The sequence below is a fragment of the Fervidobacterium gondwanense DSM 13020 genome (assembly GCF_900143265.1).
GTDB classification, from domain to species: domain Bacteria; phylum Thermotogota; class Thermotogae; order Thermotogales; family Fervidobacteriaceae; genus Fervidobacterium; species Fervidobacterium gondwanense.
Window position 1 is genome coordinate 182773 of sequence record NZ_FRDJ01000003.1, and the last position, 15572, is coordinate 198344.

The 15572-nt window shown below is 38.8% G+C and carries 13 protein-coding genes; 1 reads left to right on the forward strand and 12 read right to left on the reverse strand.

The window, feature by feature from the left end:
• Nucleotides 1-10: 10 nt before the first annotated feature.
• The 5 genes from BUA11_RS04200 to BUA11_RS04220 are packed head-to-tail and all read right to left on the reverse strand — an operon-like array spanning nt 11 to nt 5758.
• The gene (locus BUA11_RS04200) at nt 11-1177 is read right to left on the reverse strand and encodes a hypothetical protein (protein WP_072758655.1); all 1167 of its coding nucleotides are present in this window, start codon (nt 1175-1177) and stop codon (nt 11-13) included.
• A 3-nt stretch (nt 1178-1180) separates the two neighbouring features.
• Entirely contained in the window at nt 1181-2878 is a 1698-nt protein-coding gene (locus BUA11_RS04205; protein WP_072758657.1) for a GspE/PulE family protein, read from the reverse strand.
• 41 nt (nt 2879-2919) lie between these two features.
• Nucleotides 2920-3984: a cell division protein FtsZ gene (gene ftsZ / locus BUA11_RS04210; protein ID WP_072758658.1), complete on the reverse strand. Its 1065-nt coding sequence runs from the start codon at nt 3982-3984 to the stop codon at nt 2920-2922.
• Nucleotides 3985-4002: 18 nt separating this feature from the next.
• The gene (gene ftsA / locus BUA11_RS04215; protein ID WP_072758660.1) at nt 4003-5280 is read right to left on the reverse strand and encodes a cell division protein FtsA; all 1278 of its coding nucleotides are present in this window, start codon (nt 5278-5280) and stop codon (nt 4003-4005) included.
• Between the two features lie 4 nt (nt 5281-5284).
• Nucleotides 5285-5758, reverse strand: coding sequence for a hypothetical protein (locus tag BUA11_RS04220; RefSeq protein ID WP_072758661.1), 474 nt, complete (start codon nt 5756-5758; stop codon nt 5285-5287).
• Between the two features lie 154 nt (nt 5759-5912).
• Between BUA11_RS04220 and BUA11_RS04225 the strand changes: the two genes are divergently transcribed.
• Nucleotides 5913-7820 carry an SUMF1/EgtB/PvdO family nonheme iron enzyme gene (locus BUA11_RS04225; RefSeq protein ID WP_072758663.1) on the forward strand — a complete coding sequence of 636 codons (1908 nt, stop codon included), beginning with the start codon at nt 5913-5915 and terminating at the stop codon, nt 7818-7820.
• Nucleotides 7821-7824: 4 nt separating this feature from the next.
• Here the strand turns inward: BUA11_RS04225 and BUA11_RS04230 are convergent, their stop codons facing one another.
• From BUA11_RS04230 to BUA11_RS04260, 7 genes are all read right to left on the reverse strand, one after another.
• Nucleotides 7825-8382, reverse strand: coding sequence for a macro domain-containing protein (locus tag BUA11_RS04230; protein WP_072758665.1), 558 nt, complete (start codon nt 8380-8382; stop codon nt 7825-7827).
• A 15-nt stretch (nt 8383-8397) separates the two neighbouring features.
• A complete protein-coding gene (locus BUA11_RS04235) occupies nt 8398-9651 on the reverse strand; it encodes a replication-associated recombination protein A (RefSeq protein ID WP_072758667.1) in 1254 nt (417 codons plus the stop codon).
• Nucleotides 9617-10552, reverse strand: coding sequence for an SDR family oxidoreductase (locus tag BUA11_RS04240; RefSeq protein ID WP_072758668.1), 936 nt, complete (start codon nt 10550-10552; stop codon nt 9617-9619). Before BUA11_RS04240 ends, BUA11_RS04235 begins: the two co-directional genes overlap by 35 nt.
• On the reverse strand, nt 10545-11087 hold the full coding sequence (locus BUA11_RS04245; protein WP_245789506.1) for a metal-dependent transcriptional regulator: 543 nt from the start codon (nt 11085-11087) through the stop codon (nt 10545-10547). The genes BUA11_RS04240 and BUA11_RS04245 overlap by 8 nt, the downstream gene beginning before the upstream one ends.
• A gap of 27 nt (nt 11088-11114) precedes the next feature.
• Nucleotides 11115-11705, reverse strand: coding sequence for a uracil-DNA glycosylase (locus BUA11_RS04250; protein ID WP_072758672.1), 591 nt, complete (start codon nt 11703-11705; stop codon nt 11115-11117).
• Between the two features lie 202 nt (nt 11706-11907).
• Nucleotides 11908-13809 (reverse strand): ABC transporter ATP-binding protein, encoded by a 1902-nt coding sequence (locus tag BUA11_RS04255; protein ID WP_084634353.1) that lies wholly within the window; start codon nt 13807-13809, stop codon nt 11908-11910.
• A 4-nt stretch (nt 13810-13813) separates the two neighbouring features.
• Nucleotides 13814-15571 carry an ABC transporter ATP-binding protein gene (locus BUA11_RS04260; protein WP_072758674.1) on the reverse strand — a complete coding sequence of 586 codons (1758 nt, stop codon included), beginning with the start codon at nt 15569-15571 and terminating at the stop codon, nt 13814-13816.
• Nucleotide 15572 lies beyond the last annotated feature (1 nt).

Genomic DNA, 15572 nt, shown 5'->3' on the forward strand with positions numbered 1-15572 from the left:
GTTTATAGATTTACTTGCCAACAGCGACTGCTATCTTCTTTTCGAGCTTTGCGTTTTCAGCTTTGAAAGTAATTATCAGATTATAAACACCCGGTTTTGTAAAAGAAAGTCTTTCCAACTTTCCAATTAAAGTCTTCCCAAAAGGAAAAGCGTACAAACGCCGATTTCTAAGCTCAAAATTGTAACCAATCTCGGGGATACTGAACTGTACACTATCATATTTGATAAAGCGTTCTCTGTTTATTTTGTTTATCAGAAAGACTTGAATATCAGCAGATTTATTGATTACTACAGATTCTAAGGTTTCTATGCTGAAGTCCAAATCCTTTGGATTTCTTTCATAATCCTTAACTGTTGGGACAAGTATCTTTACCTCCTTTATACTACCGTCATCAAAATAAACTTGGGCAGACAACTCTGCATTTCCCAAGTCCAGTACTTTAAATCTTCTCTCGAATTGAAACGTTGCGAACTGGCCAGGATGTATTCTTACCATCTCGCTCAGGTTCTGCGTCATTTTGTCATCTTTATAAGTCCAAACGATTCTTTCCAATTTCAATTCCTGGGTTTTAGCTGTTCTGTTTACAATTATCAGTGAAGGTTGAATTTCTTCTCCAACAAGATAGAACTGCTGAGTTAAAATTCCGTAGAAAATTTCTTCGGTGTAGTTGAAAGAGCGCTTTATTTCAACTGGCTTACCGTTTATCTTGCATCTTGCGTATACATAGTATGTTCCATTCTCCAAGTTTGATACGGAAACTTGGTCTTCGAGGTTGAAAAGTAAACGCTTGCCAAGTGCAGGTGCTACTCCTTCCACTGCGCTCTGGTAATTAAAATCATAGATTGTTCTCTTATCATTTGAAAGTTGGAAATAAAATTCGCTAACTACAAAATTTTTGTCTGTTCTCTTAGTATTGACAACGTATACTCTTGCACCCACTTTCTCGGGTGCGCTGTATTCCAGTTTGTTTAATTCAATCGTCAACTGTAAAGAATCAGCTATGTTCGAATAAAGTCTTGGGGAAATGTTGCGTACAAAAAACAGGAAAACGAATACCATAAGTACTATAAATATATTGAGGAAGAGAAACTTGAAACTTCTCTTCCTCATATTTCCGTATGTCTGGCTTATCTCTTTTTCTTTTTCCTCTCTATACTTTCTTGGATCGAAAGTCAATGCTTATTCCTCCTCACCAATCATGGAGAGCACTTCTTGAATAGTTGTTTCACCGCTGAGAACCTTGTATAGACCATCTTGGAACATGCTAAGCATGCCGCCTCGTCTAGCAGCAGCGTCCAGTTCCATAGTAGATGCTTCTTTCTGAATGAATCTTCGGATTTCGTCGTTCACTATAAGAACTTCTGCGACAGCTGTACGTCCCTTGTATCCAGTGTTATTACATGATTGGCAGCCTTCACCTACAAATTGAATTGGTGGGAGATCAGGGAATAGCTTTGCAGCGATTTCTCTATATTTTTCAGGCAGTTCTCTCTGAACTTTACACTTACTGCACACTCTTCGAACCAATCTCTGACCCATGACTCCAATCAACGACGCTGAAATCAACGACGGTTCGATACCCATATTCACCAACCTATCAATGGCACCAGCAGCTGTGTTTGTGTGCAGTGTTGAAAGTACCAAGTGACCCGTTAATGAAGCTTCTACAGCCAACTGGGCAGTTTCCTTATCCCTTATCTCTCCAACCATTATTATATCTGGGTCCTGCCTAAGAAATGCTCTCAGATACTTAGCAAAGGTCAGACCTATTTCAGCATTCACTTGACATTGTGTTATACCATCAACGGTGTATTCGACAGGATCTTCTGCGGTAACGATATTCACATCTTCCGAGTTAAGCGAATTTATAATTGCAACCAATGTTGTGGATTTACCACTTCCTGTTGGTCCGGTGACTAATATTATTCCATAAGGATGTTCAATCAACCTTTGGATTCTTTCAAAGTTGTATGGAGAATATCCAAGGTCTTCCAATTTTTTCTTGGAAGACGAGACCTTCAAAATTCTCATGACTACCTTTTCTCCATGAACTGATGGCATCGTTGAGACCCGCAGATCGTATTGCTCTTCATCTTTTTTTACAAAAAATTTCCCATCTTGAGGAAGCCTTTTTTCAACAATATCGAGACCGGATAAGATTTTAATCCTTGATACAACTGCTGCATGCATGTTTCTCGGATACTCAGTAATTTTTCTTAGGACACCGTCAACGCGGTATCGAACGACTACGTTCCTTCTTTGCGGTTCTATATGTATATCGCTTGCATCGAGCTCAATTGCATGGTTGACTATATTTGAAACCAACTTCACAATTGGTGTTTCTTCCTGTTCGGTGGCTTCCTTTTCCTCAGCTTGTTCCTGTTGTAGGGCTTCCTGCTGGGTTATGATTTCACCTAATTCCTCAGCTATAACACCTGAAGACATCCCATGTAAAATCCCATTATATAATGTATCAAAAACTGTTGGGGGCATAAGGCAAAAGTCCGCATCTTTTCCAAGTCTGAATTTTATTCTGCGCTTGATTACTGGTATATCGTAGACATTAGATATTCCGAGCAGTACTTTACCTTGCTTCTCTTCTATGGGTATTACCTTAAGCTCGGTCATCAAGTCTTTCGGAAAGCTTTTCAGGAAGTCCTCATTTGGTTTGATTTCACCAAGACATGCTTGAATTTCGTACTGTTCTGCAAGAGCTTTGACTATATCGTCCCATGTGCAGTAACCCATTTGTATGAGAACTTCGCCAAGCGGTTTGCGAAGTTCTTTTTGTAAGTTCAATGCATTTTCTAATTCTGATGGTTTTACAATACCTTTCTCTAACAAAACGTCACCAAGTTTCTTAATCTTCTTCTCCAGATCTATCCCCCCGTTGGCACCAAAACAATCTTCACACTAATTTATTCGTTACCTCTTCCTTTGTATTCAAGTCCGAATTTATAAATTGCCGGGATATCTTCCTCTGATTTTCCAAATTTCTCTTCAACATCGAATCGAGTTGCAATAACGGTTACTCTCATTTCGTCATCTGAAAGTTCGTCGTCGATAACCATTCCAAATTTCATGTCAGCATCTTCACTGCATGTTTGTTTTACTATCATCGCCGCCTCCTGCATTTCCTGTAATGTTGCGTTGCGTGGAGCAGAGATGTTGAGTATTATAGACCTTGCGTTTTCTATTGGGTAATCGAGGAATTTACTATCAAGTGCTCTTCGTGCTGCGTCAAAGACGCGCTTTTCACCTTTTCCAACACCGATTCCAAGCATAGCGTTTCCTGCATTCCTCATTACAGATTCAACATCGGCAAAGTCAAGGTTTATGTAACCACGCTTCATGATAAGGTCAGATATCCCTCTGACACCTTGGTGGAGTATCTCATCGGCTGTAGCAAATGCGTCAACAATTGTTGTTGATGGAGACAGCTGTTCAAGAAGCTTGTTATTGCTGATTTTTATAAGTGTATCAACTTTACCTGTTATTTTCTTAACACCTTCAAGTGCTACATTCCAGCGTGGTGTTCCTTCGAAAAAGAAAGGCATTGTGATGATTGCAACAGTAAGTATACCAAGATTCTTTGCAATTTCAGCTATAACTGGAGCTGCACCTGTTCCCGTACCTCCTCCAAATCCTGCGGTAATGAATAGCATATCAGTACCATGGAGTATTTCTTCTAGCTTTTTTCTATCTTCCAAAGCGGCTTCTTCGCCAACCTTTGGATTTCCACCAGCACCAAGTCCTTTTGTTAACTTCTCACCAATCTGCACAGTCACATCCGCTTTGCTCACATCGAGGACTTGCGCGTCGGTATTTACAGCGATCAGTGTAACTCCCTTCAATCCCATCTCTGCCATTCTGTTGATCGCATTGCAACCTGCACCGCCAACACCTATCACTTTTAGCACAGGAACTCCTGGTAGTCTGTCAATTTCTCTTTGCTTGCTTTCCTTTTCTATCATAAATGGCATATTATTCCCTCCTTATTTTCATCCAAATATCTTTCCGAACGTTTCCGAAAGTTTCTTGAAAAAACCACCTGAAGGTTTTTTTCGAGATCGCTCACCGATCATAGGGGTGTACATATTCTGCTCTTTTTGATAAACAATTATGTTTCCGAAAGTTGGTGCGTAAAGAGGTGTGAACACATTTATTTCATTACCTTCGCATTTGAAATTCTCACTCTCTGAGATTGTTCCTATTCTCACGGGACACTTGAAAATCTCGCTTGCAAGAGTCTCTACGCGTTGCAGCATAGCACCACCACCTGTTAGGACTATACCACCAGGTATACCGACACTTCCAAATTCTGGATATTTCACCGTGTAATCTTTGTAGAGTTTTTTGACACGCATGAAAATTTCTCTGAGCCTTGCATATATGATTCTGGATAGAAATTCTTTATCTGTCTTCTGAATTGTCCTGCCATCGAGTCCTCTATACTCTATAGGTGTTGGCTCAACATCCATATACACTGCTACGCCGTAAGTTCTTAAAAGTCTTTCGGCTTCTTGAACAGATGTTTTTAAAACAACAGCTATGTCCTTCAGAACATTCTTCATCGCAATGTCGATCCTCTGTAATTCAAAAGGTGTATTTGCATAGTACAAAGTTATAGTCGTTGTATTGTATCCAAGATCAACATGCATTACACCTCTATCCTTTTCAACACTTGACAATACTGCTTCAGCATTTGATACGAAAGATATGTAGTACTCAGCCTCCCCCGTTATATCCTTCGTGGCATATTCAACAACATTTCTGTACCTTTCAGAGCCCATAACAACAGTATAAATTGCGTCAATCTTTTTAGCCTTCATTCCCACCGGATTGACAACTATTTTTGTGTCATCGAGTATGTACCTCTTCACAAACAAATGAAGAGAATTCTTCTCGTTCGTTGGAAAGAGATCAGCGAGCAAGTTATCGGTTAATTTTGCTACGTGTTCTTCCGTGACATAACTATCTTCTTTTTCCGTTAAAAGAAGTTCTTCAGTGATCTCTGTCAGCGTGAAATCTCCACAACTTGAAGAAACCAAAACATCTCCCCTCAAGTCTCTACCAACTTGCTCTTCCAAGTCTTGGATAATCTGTGTCATAGATTCATTTAGTGCGACTACATCTTTAATCTCTCCATTTTCAATACCACGTGTTTTAACGTTAGAAAATGCAATGACATTTCCATACCCCTCACTGAAATCAACAACGATCCCCTTTATGCTATCACTACCTATGTCAAGAGAAACTAACTCGTGAGTCTTTGGCATACTCTCACCCCTTTATCTTATAAATCTTTCCATTTTTGAACAAATAACTTACATTTGAGTCTAAATATCTCCAAGTCAACGAAAGAGCATTTATGCAAACTGGTATGTCGGTAATATCTGTAACATACACAATAGCTGAATTATACGTCGTGATATATTTCTCCGCCAAATTTATCTCAAATATCCCTTCCTTTATTTTGGAAGGTACGTATCTTAGAGCTGCTCCTTCCACAATTCCTAAAGACTCATTTACCGATAAACCAGTAAGTATCGGCACAAACTCTGTCTCTTTATCTTCATAAAGGTCATATATCTTTCCAAGAGTGTTTACTTTCCAGAATCTATCATTGTAAAATATTGAAAACCAGTAAGTATTCTCATAAGTCTGAGTGCTTGAAGATTCTGAATGTAAAATGTAGGCAGATATAAAAAAGAACGAGAGGAAGATTAATAATACTACCATGTACCTATTTTTCATTATTCCGTACTCCCGAATTAACATAATCATACTTTGATGATAATTCAAAAATATTTTACCATACAAATAAGGATATAGTGAACAACTATTTTTGAAATTTTGGTATAATTTAAATATGGCATCTGAAATTGATCACTAATTGGAGGTGATATAAGTGAAGATTTTTTCGAAGACAATACTAAGCTTGTTAGTAATTCTGAGTGTCCTTGCATTCCCTGCTGATGTACTATACGAAGATGGCAGGGTTTTAACTGGTAACCTTCTGGGCACTGAAGGATCACATCTCATTGTCGAAGCTGACATTGGAAAAGTGCTGGTTCCAATCGAAAGTGTTAGCTCCATCGTGTTTAATCCATCAGCTAAACCCTTTAGTGGATATGAGCTTTCTGTAAATGGGAAAATATATAAAGGATATGCTACGGAAATTTCTACAACCGACGCAACAGTTATTACATGGTTTGGAAAGATTAAGCTAAATCTCTCGCAAGGTGTTGATTACATTGGTTTTGAGAAAATTCAGTTCCAGAGTTTCGGTGGAACTGGATTATTCCGAATGGAGTTGAGCACAAATGAGAACTATGTGTGCATATTACTTACTGGTGATGTCTTTATTGGAACTCAGCTTGCCGGGGATGAAAATTACATAATTTTGACAGATGCATCGGGTCATACTTACTATATTTTAGAAAACTTAATAGAAGATCTATACATGCCTTACAGCAAGGTAAAAGGTTACGATATGGTTGTCCTTAGGAATAACAGAAAAATCTTCGGCAATATAAAAGTGATTTCCGAAGGAAAATATGAAGTGTCAGGTTATTGGGGTAAAGAAGTCGTCGACATAAATGACGTTATCTTTACGACTTACAAAGAAACAAAAAGGCCTGATGCGACTGACTTAAGAAACACTTTTTACGATAGAAACGGCATAGCAACATTGGTGGTAGACAGTCCAATAAAAGTTGATGGGAAGGAAGTTAGAAAACTCAATATATATCCGAAAGAGATACTTGATCCAAGAACGGGAATAGTCTTCGTACTGGTGCCAGGCGGTAGTTTCAAAATGGGGGCAAAGAGTTCATGGGGTAAAGTAGACGATGATGAATTACCCGAGAAAGACGTTTACGTTTCATCATTCTATATTTCCAAGTATCCTATCACAATAAAGCAATATTTGAACTTTTTAAGAGCAGCTCAAAACGTTACAACTTCCGTTTTGGTTGGGAGGTATATTACCCCCGTTGAAATTGATTTTCTCGGTTCGAAGATGAGAGCTGGTTTTACTTCAATGAGCTCGGCGTATAATTTTCCAATAACCGGAATAAACTATTTATCTGCAAAAGCTTTTTGTGAATGGGCTGGCTATCAGCTTCCTACGGAAGCCCAATGGGAAAAAGCAGCAAGAGGAATAGATGGTAGAAGATATCCGAGCGGTAACTCAAAACCCGAGAAGTATAACGACGGAAAAAAAGACTACAGCGTAAACGAATTTTCAAATTCAGATATTTCACCGTATGGTGTGGTTAACATGTACGGCCTTCCACTGGAGTTTTGTAGGGACTACTACGATAAAGATGCTTATAAAAGACTGTCAAGCGAAAACCCGGTCAACCTATCCGGGCAGTATGTTGTTGCAAGAGGCGGTGTGCTATCTGATAGAATAACCGACAGGATAGTTGTTTCGCCAAGTGAGGCAAGAAACGATATCACATTCCGCGTTGTGATAGATGCAGAGAACATTGACAAGGTGTTTTCACAGCCGTTAAATAACAAAATGTTTGGGATCACTTGGTTCGTTGTGAATGAGACTGTAAAAAAGAACTACAATGTTAAATCGGACGGATTGTATGTTGCGTATGTTGAAATCGATTCACCTGCGTATGCTGCAGGTATCAAGGTCGGCGATGTTATAGTGAGTGTTGAGAAAAAGAACGTGAAGAATGCAGATGATGTTTTAAAAATAATTTCCGGTAAAAAGATGGGAGATATCATTTCAGTTAGTGTTGATAGAAACGGAAAGATTTTGGAATTGAAACTTAAGCTTGGAATTTGGAATTTTTGACTTATCAATTTAAAGTAGTTTTTTGAAATTCACTTTGTAACAAGGTTACTTTGTGACTATCGATATCGCAGAAAAATACTTTTCGTATTGAACCACTGTAATTAGCAAATAACTTACATGTTTCATTCACGCAGACTCTTACGAATTTTTCGACAGGATATCCGAATATTCCAGTTCCTATGAAGGGTATAGCAATTGATTCAATTTTGAATTCATCAACTTTCGAGAATATATTCTCGAAAGCTTTTTTAATTATCTCATCATTTCCTTCCTTATCACCGATCGGTCCTACTGTGTGAATAATATATTTTGCTTTCATCTTTCCGGCACTTGTTACAGCAACGCCCCCAGGTTCAACAGGACCGTATTTTCTTACGTATTCGTCACTTTCTTTTTGAATTTCCGGTCCACCAGCTCTTGATATCGCACCTGCTACTCCACCGCCGTGCTTCAGGTGAGAATTCGCCGCATTTACTATCGCATCGACTTCAAGTTTTGTGATATCGGCTACGAGAAAATATATTTCAACGTTTCCCAACCTGATGCTGTTTGATAAATCCATTTAATCTCCCCTTTCTTATTCTTTCTTGACTTTCCCCTCTTCAATATCCTTGGTGGCAAATCTCTCTTTCCATAATTTTTTGTAAATCTCAGCCAATTTTGCCTCTTTGGCAATGTTCTTCGGGACATATATTCCATCTTTGATTTTCTTCGGAAGGTAATCTTGTTTAACGAATCCACCGTAACTGTGCGGATACTTGTATCCACTTCCTTCGATATTTAGCAAATGCCTTGGAACAGGTACGTTCTTTGTTTCTCTAGCAATTTCCATCGCTTTTGAAACAGCTTCGTAGCTTGAATTACTTTTTGGTGCGAGAGATAAGTAGATAACGCACTCAGAAAGATTTATAGCGCATTCTGGTAACCCCACCATCTCAACTGCCTGCATCGTTGCTGTTGCCAAAACCAAAGCAAATGGATCCGCCAGACCGATGTCTTCACTCGCGAGAATAACCAAACGCCGTGCGATAAATCTTGGGTCTTCCCCGCCTTCCAACATCCTCGCCATGTAATAAAGAGCAGCATCTGGGTCACTGCCCCTAATGCTTTTGATAAACGCTGATGCAAGATTATAGTGCTCAGAATCCGTGTATTTTGTAAGTTCTTCGCCCACATAAGTTGATAGAATCTCGTCGTCGATAATGCTTTTTCCAATAGTCTTAGCCATGTTTGAGAGAATTTCATATGAATTTATAAGAAAACGTCCATCGCCGTTTGAAGATGAAATTAAATAAGACTCACCAGCCTTAGAAACATCTATTTTAACGTGTTCTATGGCCTTTTGAAGAATTTTTCTCAACTCATTTTCGTGTAGTTTCTTGAACCTCAGAATACGGCATCTTGAAAGCAGAGCGGGATTTATAACATGTTCTGGATTTTCTGTCGTAGTACCGTAAAGCACATAAACACCTGTTTCGACACCAGGTAAGAAAACATCTTGTTGCTTCTTATTGAATCTGTGGATTTCGTCGATGAAGATAAGCAATTTCTTGATACCTCTGAGGTTGTAAGCATAGTTTTCCCACTTCTTTATTTCGTCAACAGAAGTGAAAGCTGCGTTTAATTGAACAACTTCGTAATCGGTGTATCTTTTAATCAGATGAAGTACAGAAGTCTTACCAGTACCAGGCGGACCAGCAAGTATAGCGGAAAACAACTGTCCTTGTTCTATTGACATACGTAAAAGAGCACCTTTTGCGAGAAGGTGCTCTTGCCCAACAAAATCTTCAAAAGATTTAGGCCTGAGTATTTCGCTTAAACCATTCGACAGTTTTCCTCAACCCCTCTTCTAAAGTGTATTTCGGCTCCCATTTCAATTCAATCCAAGCTCTGTTGTAACACAGTAGACTCTTTCTGATATCGCCTTTCCTGTGTGGTCCATAAATCGGATCTTTCTTGTAACCAGTCAATTTTTTCAAAATCTTGAACAATTCATTTGTTGTCGTACCGGTCGCAGTTCCTATATTTATAACAAGTCCGTCGCCCTTTTCCATCGCCTTGATATTTGCATCGACAACGTCTTCAACAAACACATAATCTCTCACGTATTCGCCATCACCAAAGATTGTGCAATCTTCTCCCTTAAGCATTCGAGAAGTAAATATGGCAACGACACCGGCCTCGCCATATGGATCCTGCCTTGGACCGTAGACGTTTCCATATCTAAGTACAGTGTATTTCAAACCAAATTCCTTGGAGAAGAACCTTAAGTAATTTTCAACACTGAACTTTGCTATTCCATACGGAGACATTGGCTGTGGAAATACACTTTCTGGAGTTGGAAATACTTTGACATCCTCGCCGTAGATTGCTCCGCCAGTGGAAGAGAAGATAAATTTACTAACGTTGTTTTCAATGGAAGCCTTTATAAGATTTATACTACCGATGATATTCCAATTTGCATCTTTGACAGGTTCTTTTACAGAAACTGATACGCTTGCCTGTGCGGCTAAATGGAATACATACTCAAATTTCTCCTTTTCAAAAAGTTTATTCACGGCGTCTGTATCGTATATATCCATCTCATAAAACGTTGCTCTTGGGTTTACGTTTTCCTTCTTACCCGTTGAAAGATTATCAACAACAACAACATCGTGTCCCAATTCAACTAATTTGTCTGTAAGATGAGAACCGATGAAACCGGCACCGCCAGTTACCAATACTTTACTCATAATCTTCATCCTCCTTTATTTTATCTTTGAGCCTGAAAGCTTCTTCTGGCAATTCTGAATTCATTCTGTGTTCCTTTATGAATTTCTCCAATTCTTCGCATCTATCTTTGGTGAAATCTATGAGAATTGAATAAAATTTTCTAAGCTTTCGCCTTGTCTCTGCGTCAAGGTCATAGACCATCAAGCTCGCTATCTGTTCTGCTTTCTTTTGAGGAATCCCCACAACGTACATGAAAAAGTATTTGATTCTGGACTCCCCGGATTTCAGCATCTGGGCTATTCTAAGCCCTCTCTGAGTTAATTTTGCAAAACCATATCTTTTGTGTTCTACAAGCCCAAGTGAAGAAAGCTTCTTAACTGCATTCGTTGCGCTTGCGTAAGAGACTTCCTTTAACTTAGCAATATCACTTACACAAGCAACGCCTTCCTTCTCAATCAGTGTGTAAATAGCTGATATATAGCTCATGACTGTTGGCGTTAACTTTTCTCTCTTCCCTTCCCTAAGTTCTCTGATTTCTCTATTCTCGTTGTTCACGTGCATTCCTCCTCTTTATTACCATTATTATTTTGCCTTTAAGAAACTTTCATAATAGCTCCTAACTTTCTTTATATCTTGCCAAGTAAGGTCCTTTGGACTTCCCTTTTCTTTCGACGGATTCCTCAGCAAGTAACTCGGATGGAACATTGGAAAAACAATAATCCCGCCTTTCCACATAATTTCTTTGCCTCTTATCTTCGTTATCGACTCTTCCTTTCCAAGAAAGAAAGTTGCAGCGGTACTCCCAAGCGGAATTATCATCCTTGGATTAATAACCTCGATTTGTGCAATTAAGAAGTGTGAACAAGCTTGTATTTCCAAAGCAGTTGGAACTCTGTTGTTCGGAGGACGACACTTAACAACGTTAGTTATATATACTTCTTCACGTCTTATATTAACCGATTCGAGTATCTTAGTCAGAAGTTGACCAGCACGCCCGACAAAAGGTCTTCCTTGGTTGTCTTCTTCTTCCCCCGGACCTTCACCAACAAACATGATTGGTGAATGTACGTTACCCTCACCAGGTACGGCATTGGTTCTTATAAAACCGAGAGGACAGCTTTGACATTCATGTACCCTATTTTCTATATCCTTCATTAAGTCTTCTTTTTTCACCACTTTCTCCCCCACATGTTAATCACAATCTAACAATTTTATTATAACACAAAACTATCTTTTCATGCAATATTTTTTTCATTTATCTGAAAATAGTATACAAAACATGACAAATAAAAAACGCTACCATTTAACAATGGTAGCGTTCAAGTTTTTACATATCTAAAAAAGTTAGCTTTCCAAGTTATTTTTTCAATAAATATCAGGCACTTTCCACCATTGCACCGAGGAATTGACTTCTGTACATTTCTGCATAAAATCCACCCTTGTGTAAAAGTTCTTCGTGCGTTCCAGTTTCAATTATCTTTCCTTCGTTCATAACAAGTATCATGTCTGCATTCTTTATAGTTGAGAGTCTGTGAGCTATTACAAACGAAGTTCGACCTTTCATCAAATCCCTCATAGCACGTTGGATGTAAATTTCAGTTAAAGTATCTACATTGCTGGTTGCTTCGTCTAAAATGAGTATGTCAGGATTTGCTAAGAAAGCTCTTGCTATTGTGATTAGCTGCTTCTCTCCTTGGGAGATGTTGGCTGTATCCTCACCAATAACCGTATCGTATCCATCTGGAAGCGCGAGTATAAAGTGGTGAGCATGTGCCATCTTTGCAGCATTTATGATCTCTTCTTCTGTTGCTTGTTCCTTACCATAAGTTATGTTCTCTTTTATTGTGCCATTAAATAACCATGTATCTTGCAAAACCATTCCAAAGTGCTTTCTTAGGTTATACTTCTTTATATCTCGTATATCAATTCCATCTACTTTGATACTACCACCTTGAATTTCATAAAATCTCATCAATAAGTTAACAAGCGTTGTCTTTCCTGCCCCAGTTGGTCCCACTATTGCTATCGTTTGCCCACTTTTAACTTCGATGTTTAAGTTTTCGATTAATGGTTTTTCAGGAAGATAACTGAAACGAACAGATTCGAACTGAACTTCGCCTTTTATACTTTCCAACTCTATGGCATTTTCCTTGTCCTGAACCTCTTCTTCCTCTTCAAGAATTTCGAATATCCTTTCCGAAGCGGCTAATGTAGATTGGATCATGTTAACTATGTTCGCTATCTGTACAATTGGTTGATTGAATTGTCTCGAGTACTGTATGAACGCTTGTACATCGCCAACCGTTATGGATTTCTTTGTGACAAGGATACCACCGCCAACAGCAACGATTATATATCCTAAGTTGCCTATAAAGTTCATTACCGGCATGATAATTCCGCTTATGAACTGCGCCTTCTTACTGGCGCTATACAATTGCTCATTGGTCTTCTTGAACTTCTCGAATTCTTCCTCCTCACGCCCATATACCTTAACAGCGATAAATCCGCTGTAGACCTCTTCGACTTGTCCTGTTAACGTACCCAAGAGTTTTTGTTGTTGTGCAAAGAATTTCTGAGAGTGTTTAGCCACAAGTATCGTTACAATAGCGCTCAAAGGAAGTGTTATGAGAGTAAGCAAGGTTAGAGACACATTTATCGTCAGCATCATGTATGTTATACCAGCTATTGTAACAATTCCAGAAATGAACTGTGTTAGACTTTGTTGAAGCGTGTTACTTATCAAATCTACATCGTTTGTAACACGGCTTATGATATCTCCATGTGCTCTTCCATCGTAGAATTTCAAAGGTAGTCTTTGAAGCTTTTCATTTACATCCTCGCGCATCTTCCTAACAATCTTTTGTGTTATTCCTGCCATCAGGTATCCCTGGAAGAAATTGAGGAGTGCTGATATCGAATATAGTATTCCGACAGTCATTAATATATTGAAAATCTTTTCAAAATCCATTTTGGTTTTTAGAAATGCCGAAAGCGGAGTATTTCTAATCATAACTACCCTAAATATTTCCGTCGTTGCTTGTCCGAGAATCTTGGGGGCTCTAATTGTCAATACGGTTGCTGCGATAGTCAATACAAAGACTATTATTAGCCCAATCGTATGTGGTTTCAAGTATTTCATAAGTTTTGACATTGCTTTCTTGAAGTCCTTTGGCTTTTCACCGCCTCTTGCAAAAGCAGGACCACCCGGTCCACCCGGACCTCCAGGCCTCATACGTGTGTTCTGTGGTTTGTTATTCTGCATATTCTTTTCACTCATGGTATCACCTCGTCTCCTCGGTTGACAGCTGAGAATATACTATCTCTCTATATGTTTCGTTATCTCTCATCAATTCATCATGATTGCCAATACCAACTATCTCTCCATCTTTCAGAACTATAATTTGGTCAGCGTTCATAATTGTAGCAACTCGCTGTGCTACGATAATTACTGTTGCATCTTTTGTCTCTTTGAAAAGCCTGAGCCGTATTTTTGCATCAGTCTTGAAATCCAAAGCACTAAATGTATCGTCGAAAAGGTAGATTTTTGGATTTCCAGCTATCGCTCTCGCCAAAGAAATTCTCTGTTTCTGACCTCCAGATAAGTTCAAACCGGCTTGCTCGATATGGTAATTTAAACCTTCCGGATATTTTGAAGCGAATTCTAAAACTTGAGCAATATCTGCTGCTCTTTCAACCATAGTGTCATCTATCCAGTCTCTTCCGAACCGAATATTCTCAAGGATTGTTCCTGTGAATATAACAGGCTTTTGAGTAGCGTATCCGATATTCCTTCTCAGCACTTCAAAAGGTATTTCTTTAACATCAACGCCATCAAGCTTGACGCTCCCGGAAGTTGCGTCGTAAAATCTGGGTATGAGATTTAGAAGGGTTGTCTTTCCTGAACCTGTCGCGCCTATGATCGCGGTTACTTGTCCTGGATATGCTTTAAAAGATATGTTATTTAAAACAGGTTCCTTCGCTCCCGGATATCTAAATGTAACATTTTCGAATTCAACAACGCGCACCAACGAATCGTTAGAATTATTCTTCTTAATTAAGGTACTTTTCTGAGAAAGCTCCGAAGAAATTGGAGAGATTATCTTAGGCTGTACTTTGAGAACCTCTGAAATCCTCTTAGCCGACACAGAAGCTCTTGGAAGAAATATGAAAATTACAGATATCATTATAAATGAAAACATTATCTGCATAACATACTGCATAACAGCCATCATCTGTCCGACTTGGAGAGTGCCGGCATCTATTTGTTTTGCACCAAACCAGATTATTCCGATAGTTGTAAAGTTCATCACAATCATCATATAAGGAAAAAGTATTGAACCAATTCTATTTATCCATAAACTTGTATTTGTAAGGTCGAGATTAGCTTTTTTAAATCTTTCCTTTTCGTATTCTTCTTTGTTGAATGCTCTGATAACCCTAATGCCTGTGACACGTTCGCGAACAATGAGATTCAGCTTGTCAATCTTTTTTTGCATACTTTTAAATAGGGGTGCTATAATCGCAGCAAGTAGACCGAGACCTCCAAGCATTACTGGAAGCGAAAAGGCTAAAATACCAGTTAGTTTTGCGTCCTTGTTTACAGCCATTATGATACCACCAACGGCCATTATCGGTGCCATGACCACCATTCTGAGTATCATTGTTGTAGCCTGTTGCACTTGCATCACATCATTCGTTGTCCGTGTAATAAGTGAGGATGTGCTGAATTTTGACATTTCTTCCATTGAGAACGCTGAAACTTTTTCAAAGACTGAGTTTCTCAAATCTTTACCAAGGCCCATACTGACCACAGAGGAAGTATAACTTGCGATAATTGAACTTAGAACCCCTATGAAAGAGACAAACAACATTTTTCCACCAACGTGCCAAATGTATCCGGTATCCCCCTTTACAATACCTTTGTCAACAATATCCGACATTAGATCGGGCAGATACAGCGATATTACTGCTTGTACAGCAACTAAAAGAACGGTTATTAAAATAAGGTACCAATACTTAAGCACAAACTTCGATATCATG

What these genes read in the sequence shown, in the direction of transcription:
- ftsZ (WP_072758658.1), bottom strand. Translation starts at nt 3,984, where the DNA reads ATGCCATTTATGATAGAAAAGGAAAGCAAGCAAAGAGAAATTGACAGA.
- ftsA (WP_072758660.1), bottom strand. Translation starts at nt 5,280, where the DNA reads ATGCCAAAGACTCACGAGTTAGTTTCTCTTGACATAGGTAGTGATAGC.
- BUA11_RS04220 (WP_072758661.1), bottom strand. Translation starts at nt 5,758, where the DNA reads ATGAAAAATAGGTACATGGTAGTATTATTAATCTTCCTCTCGTTCTTT.
- BUA11_RS04230 (WP_072758665.1), bottom strand. Translation starts at nt 8,382, where the DNA reads ATGGATTTATCAAACAGCATCAGGTTGGGAAACGTTGAAATATATTTT.
- BUA11_RS04240 (WP_072758668.1), bottom strand. Translation starts at nt 10,552, where the DNA reads ATGAGTAAAGTATTGGTAACTGGCGGTGCCGGTTTCATCGGTTCTCAT.
- BUA11_RS04255 (WP_084634353.1), bottom strand. Translation starts at nt 13,809, where the DNA reads ATGAGTGAAAAGAATATGCAGAATAACAAACCACAGAACACACGTATG.
- BUA11_RS04260 (WP_072758674.1), bottom strand. Translation starts at nt 15,571, where the DNA reads ATGATATCGAAGTTTGTGCTTAAGTATTGGTACCTTATTTTAATAACC.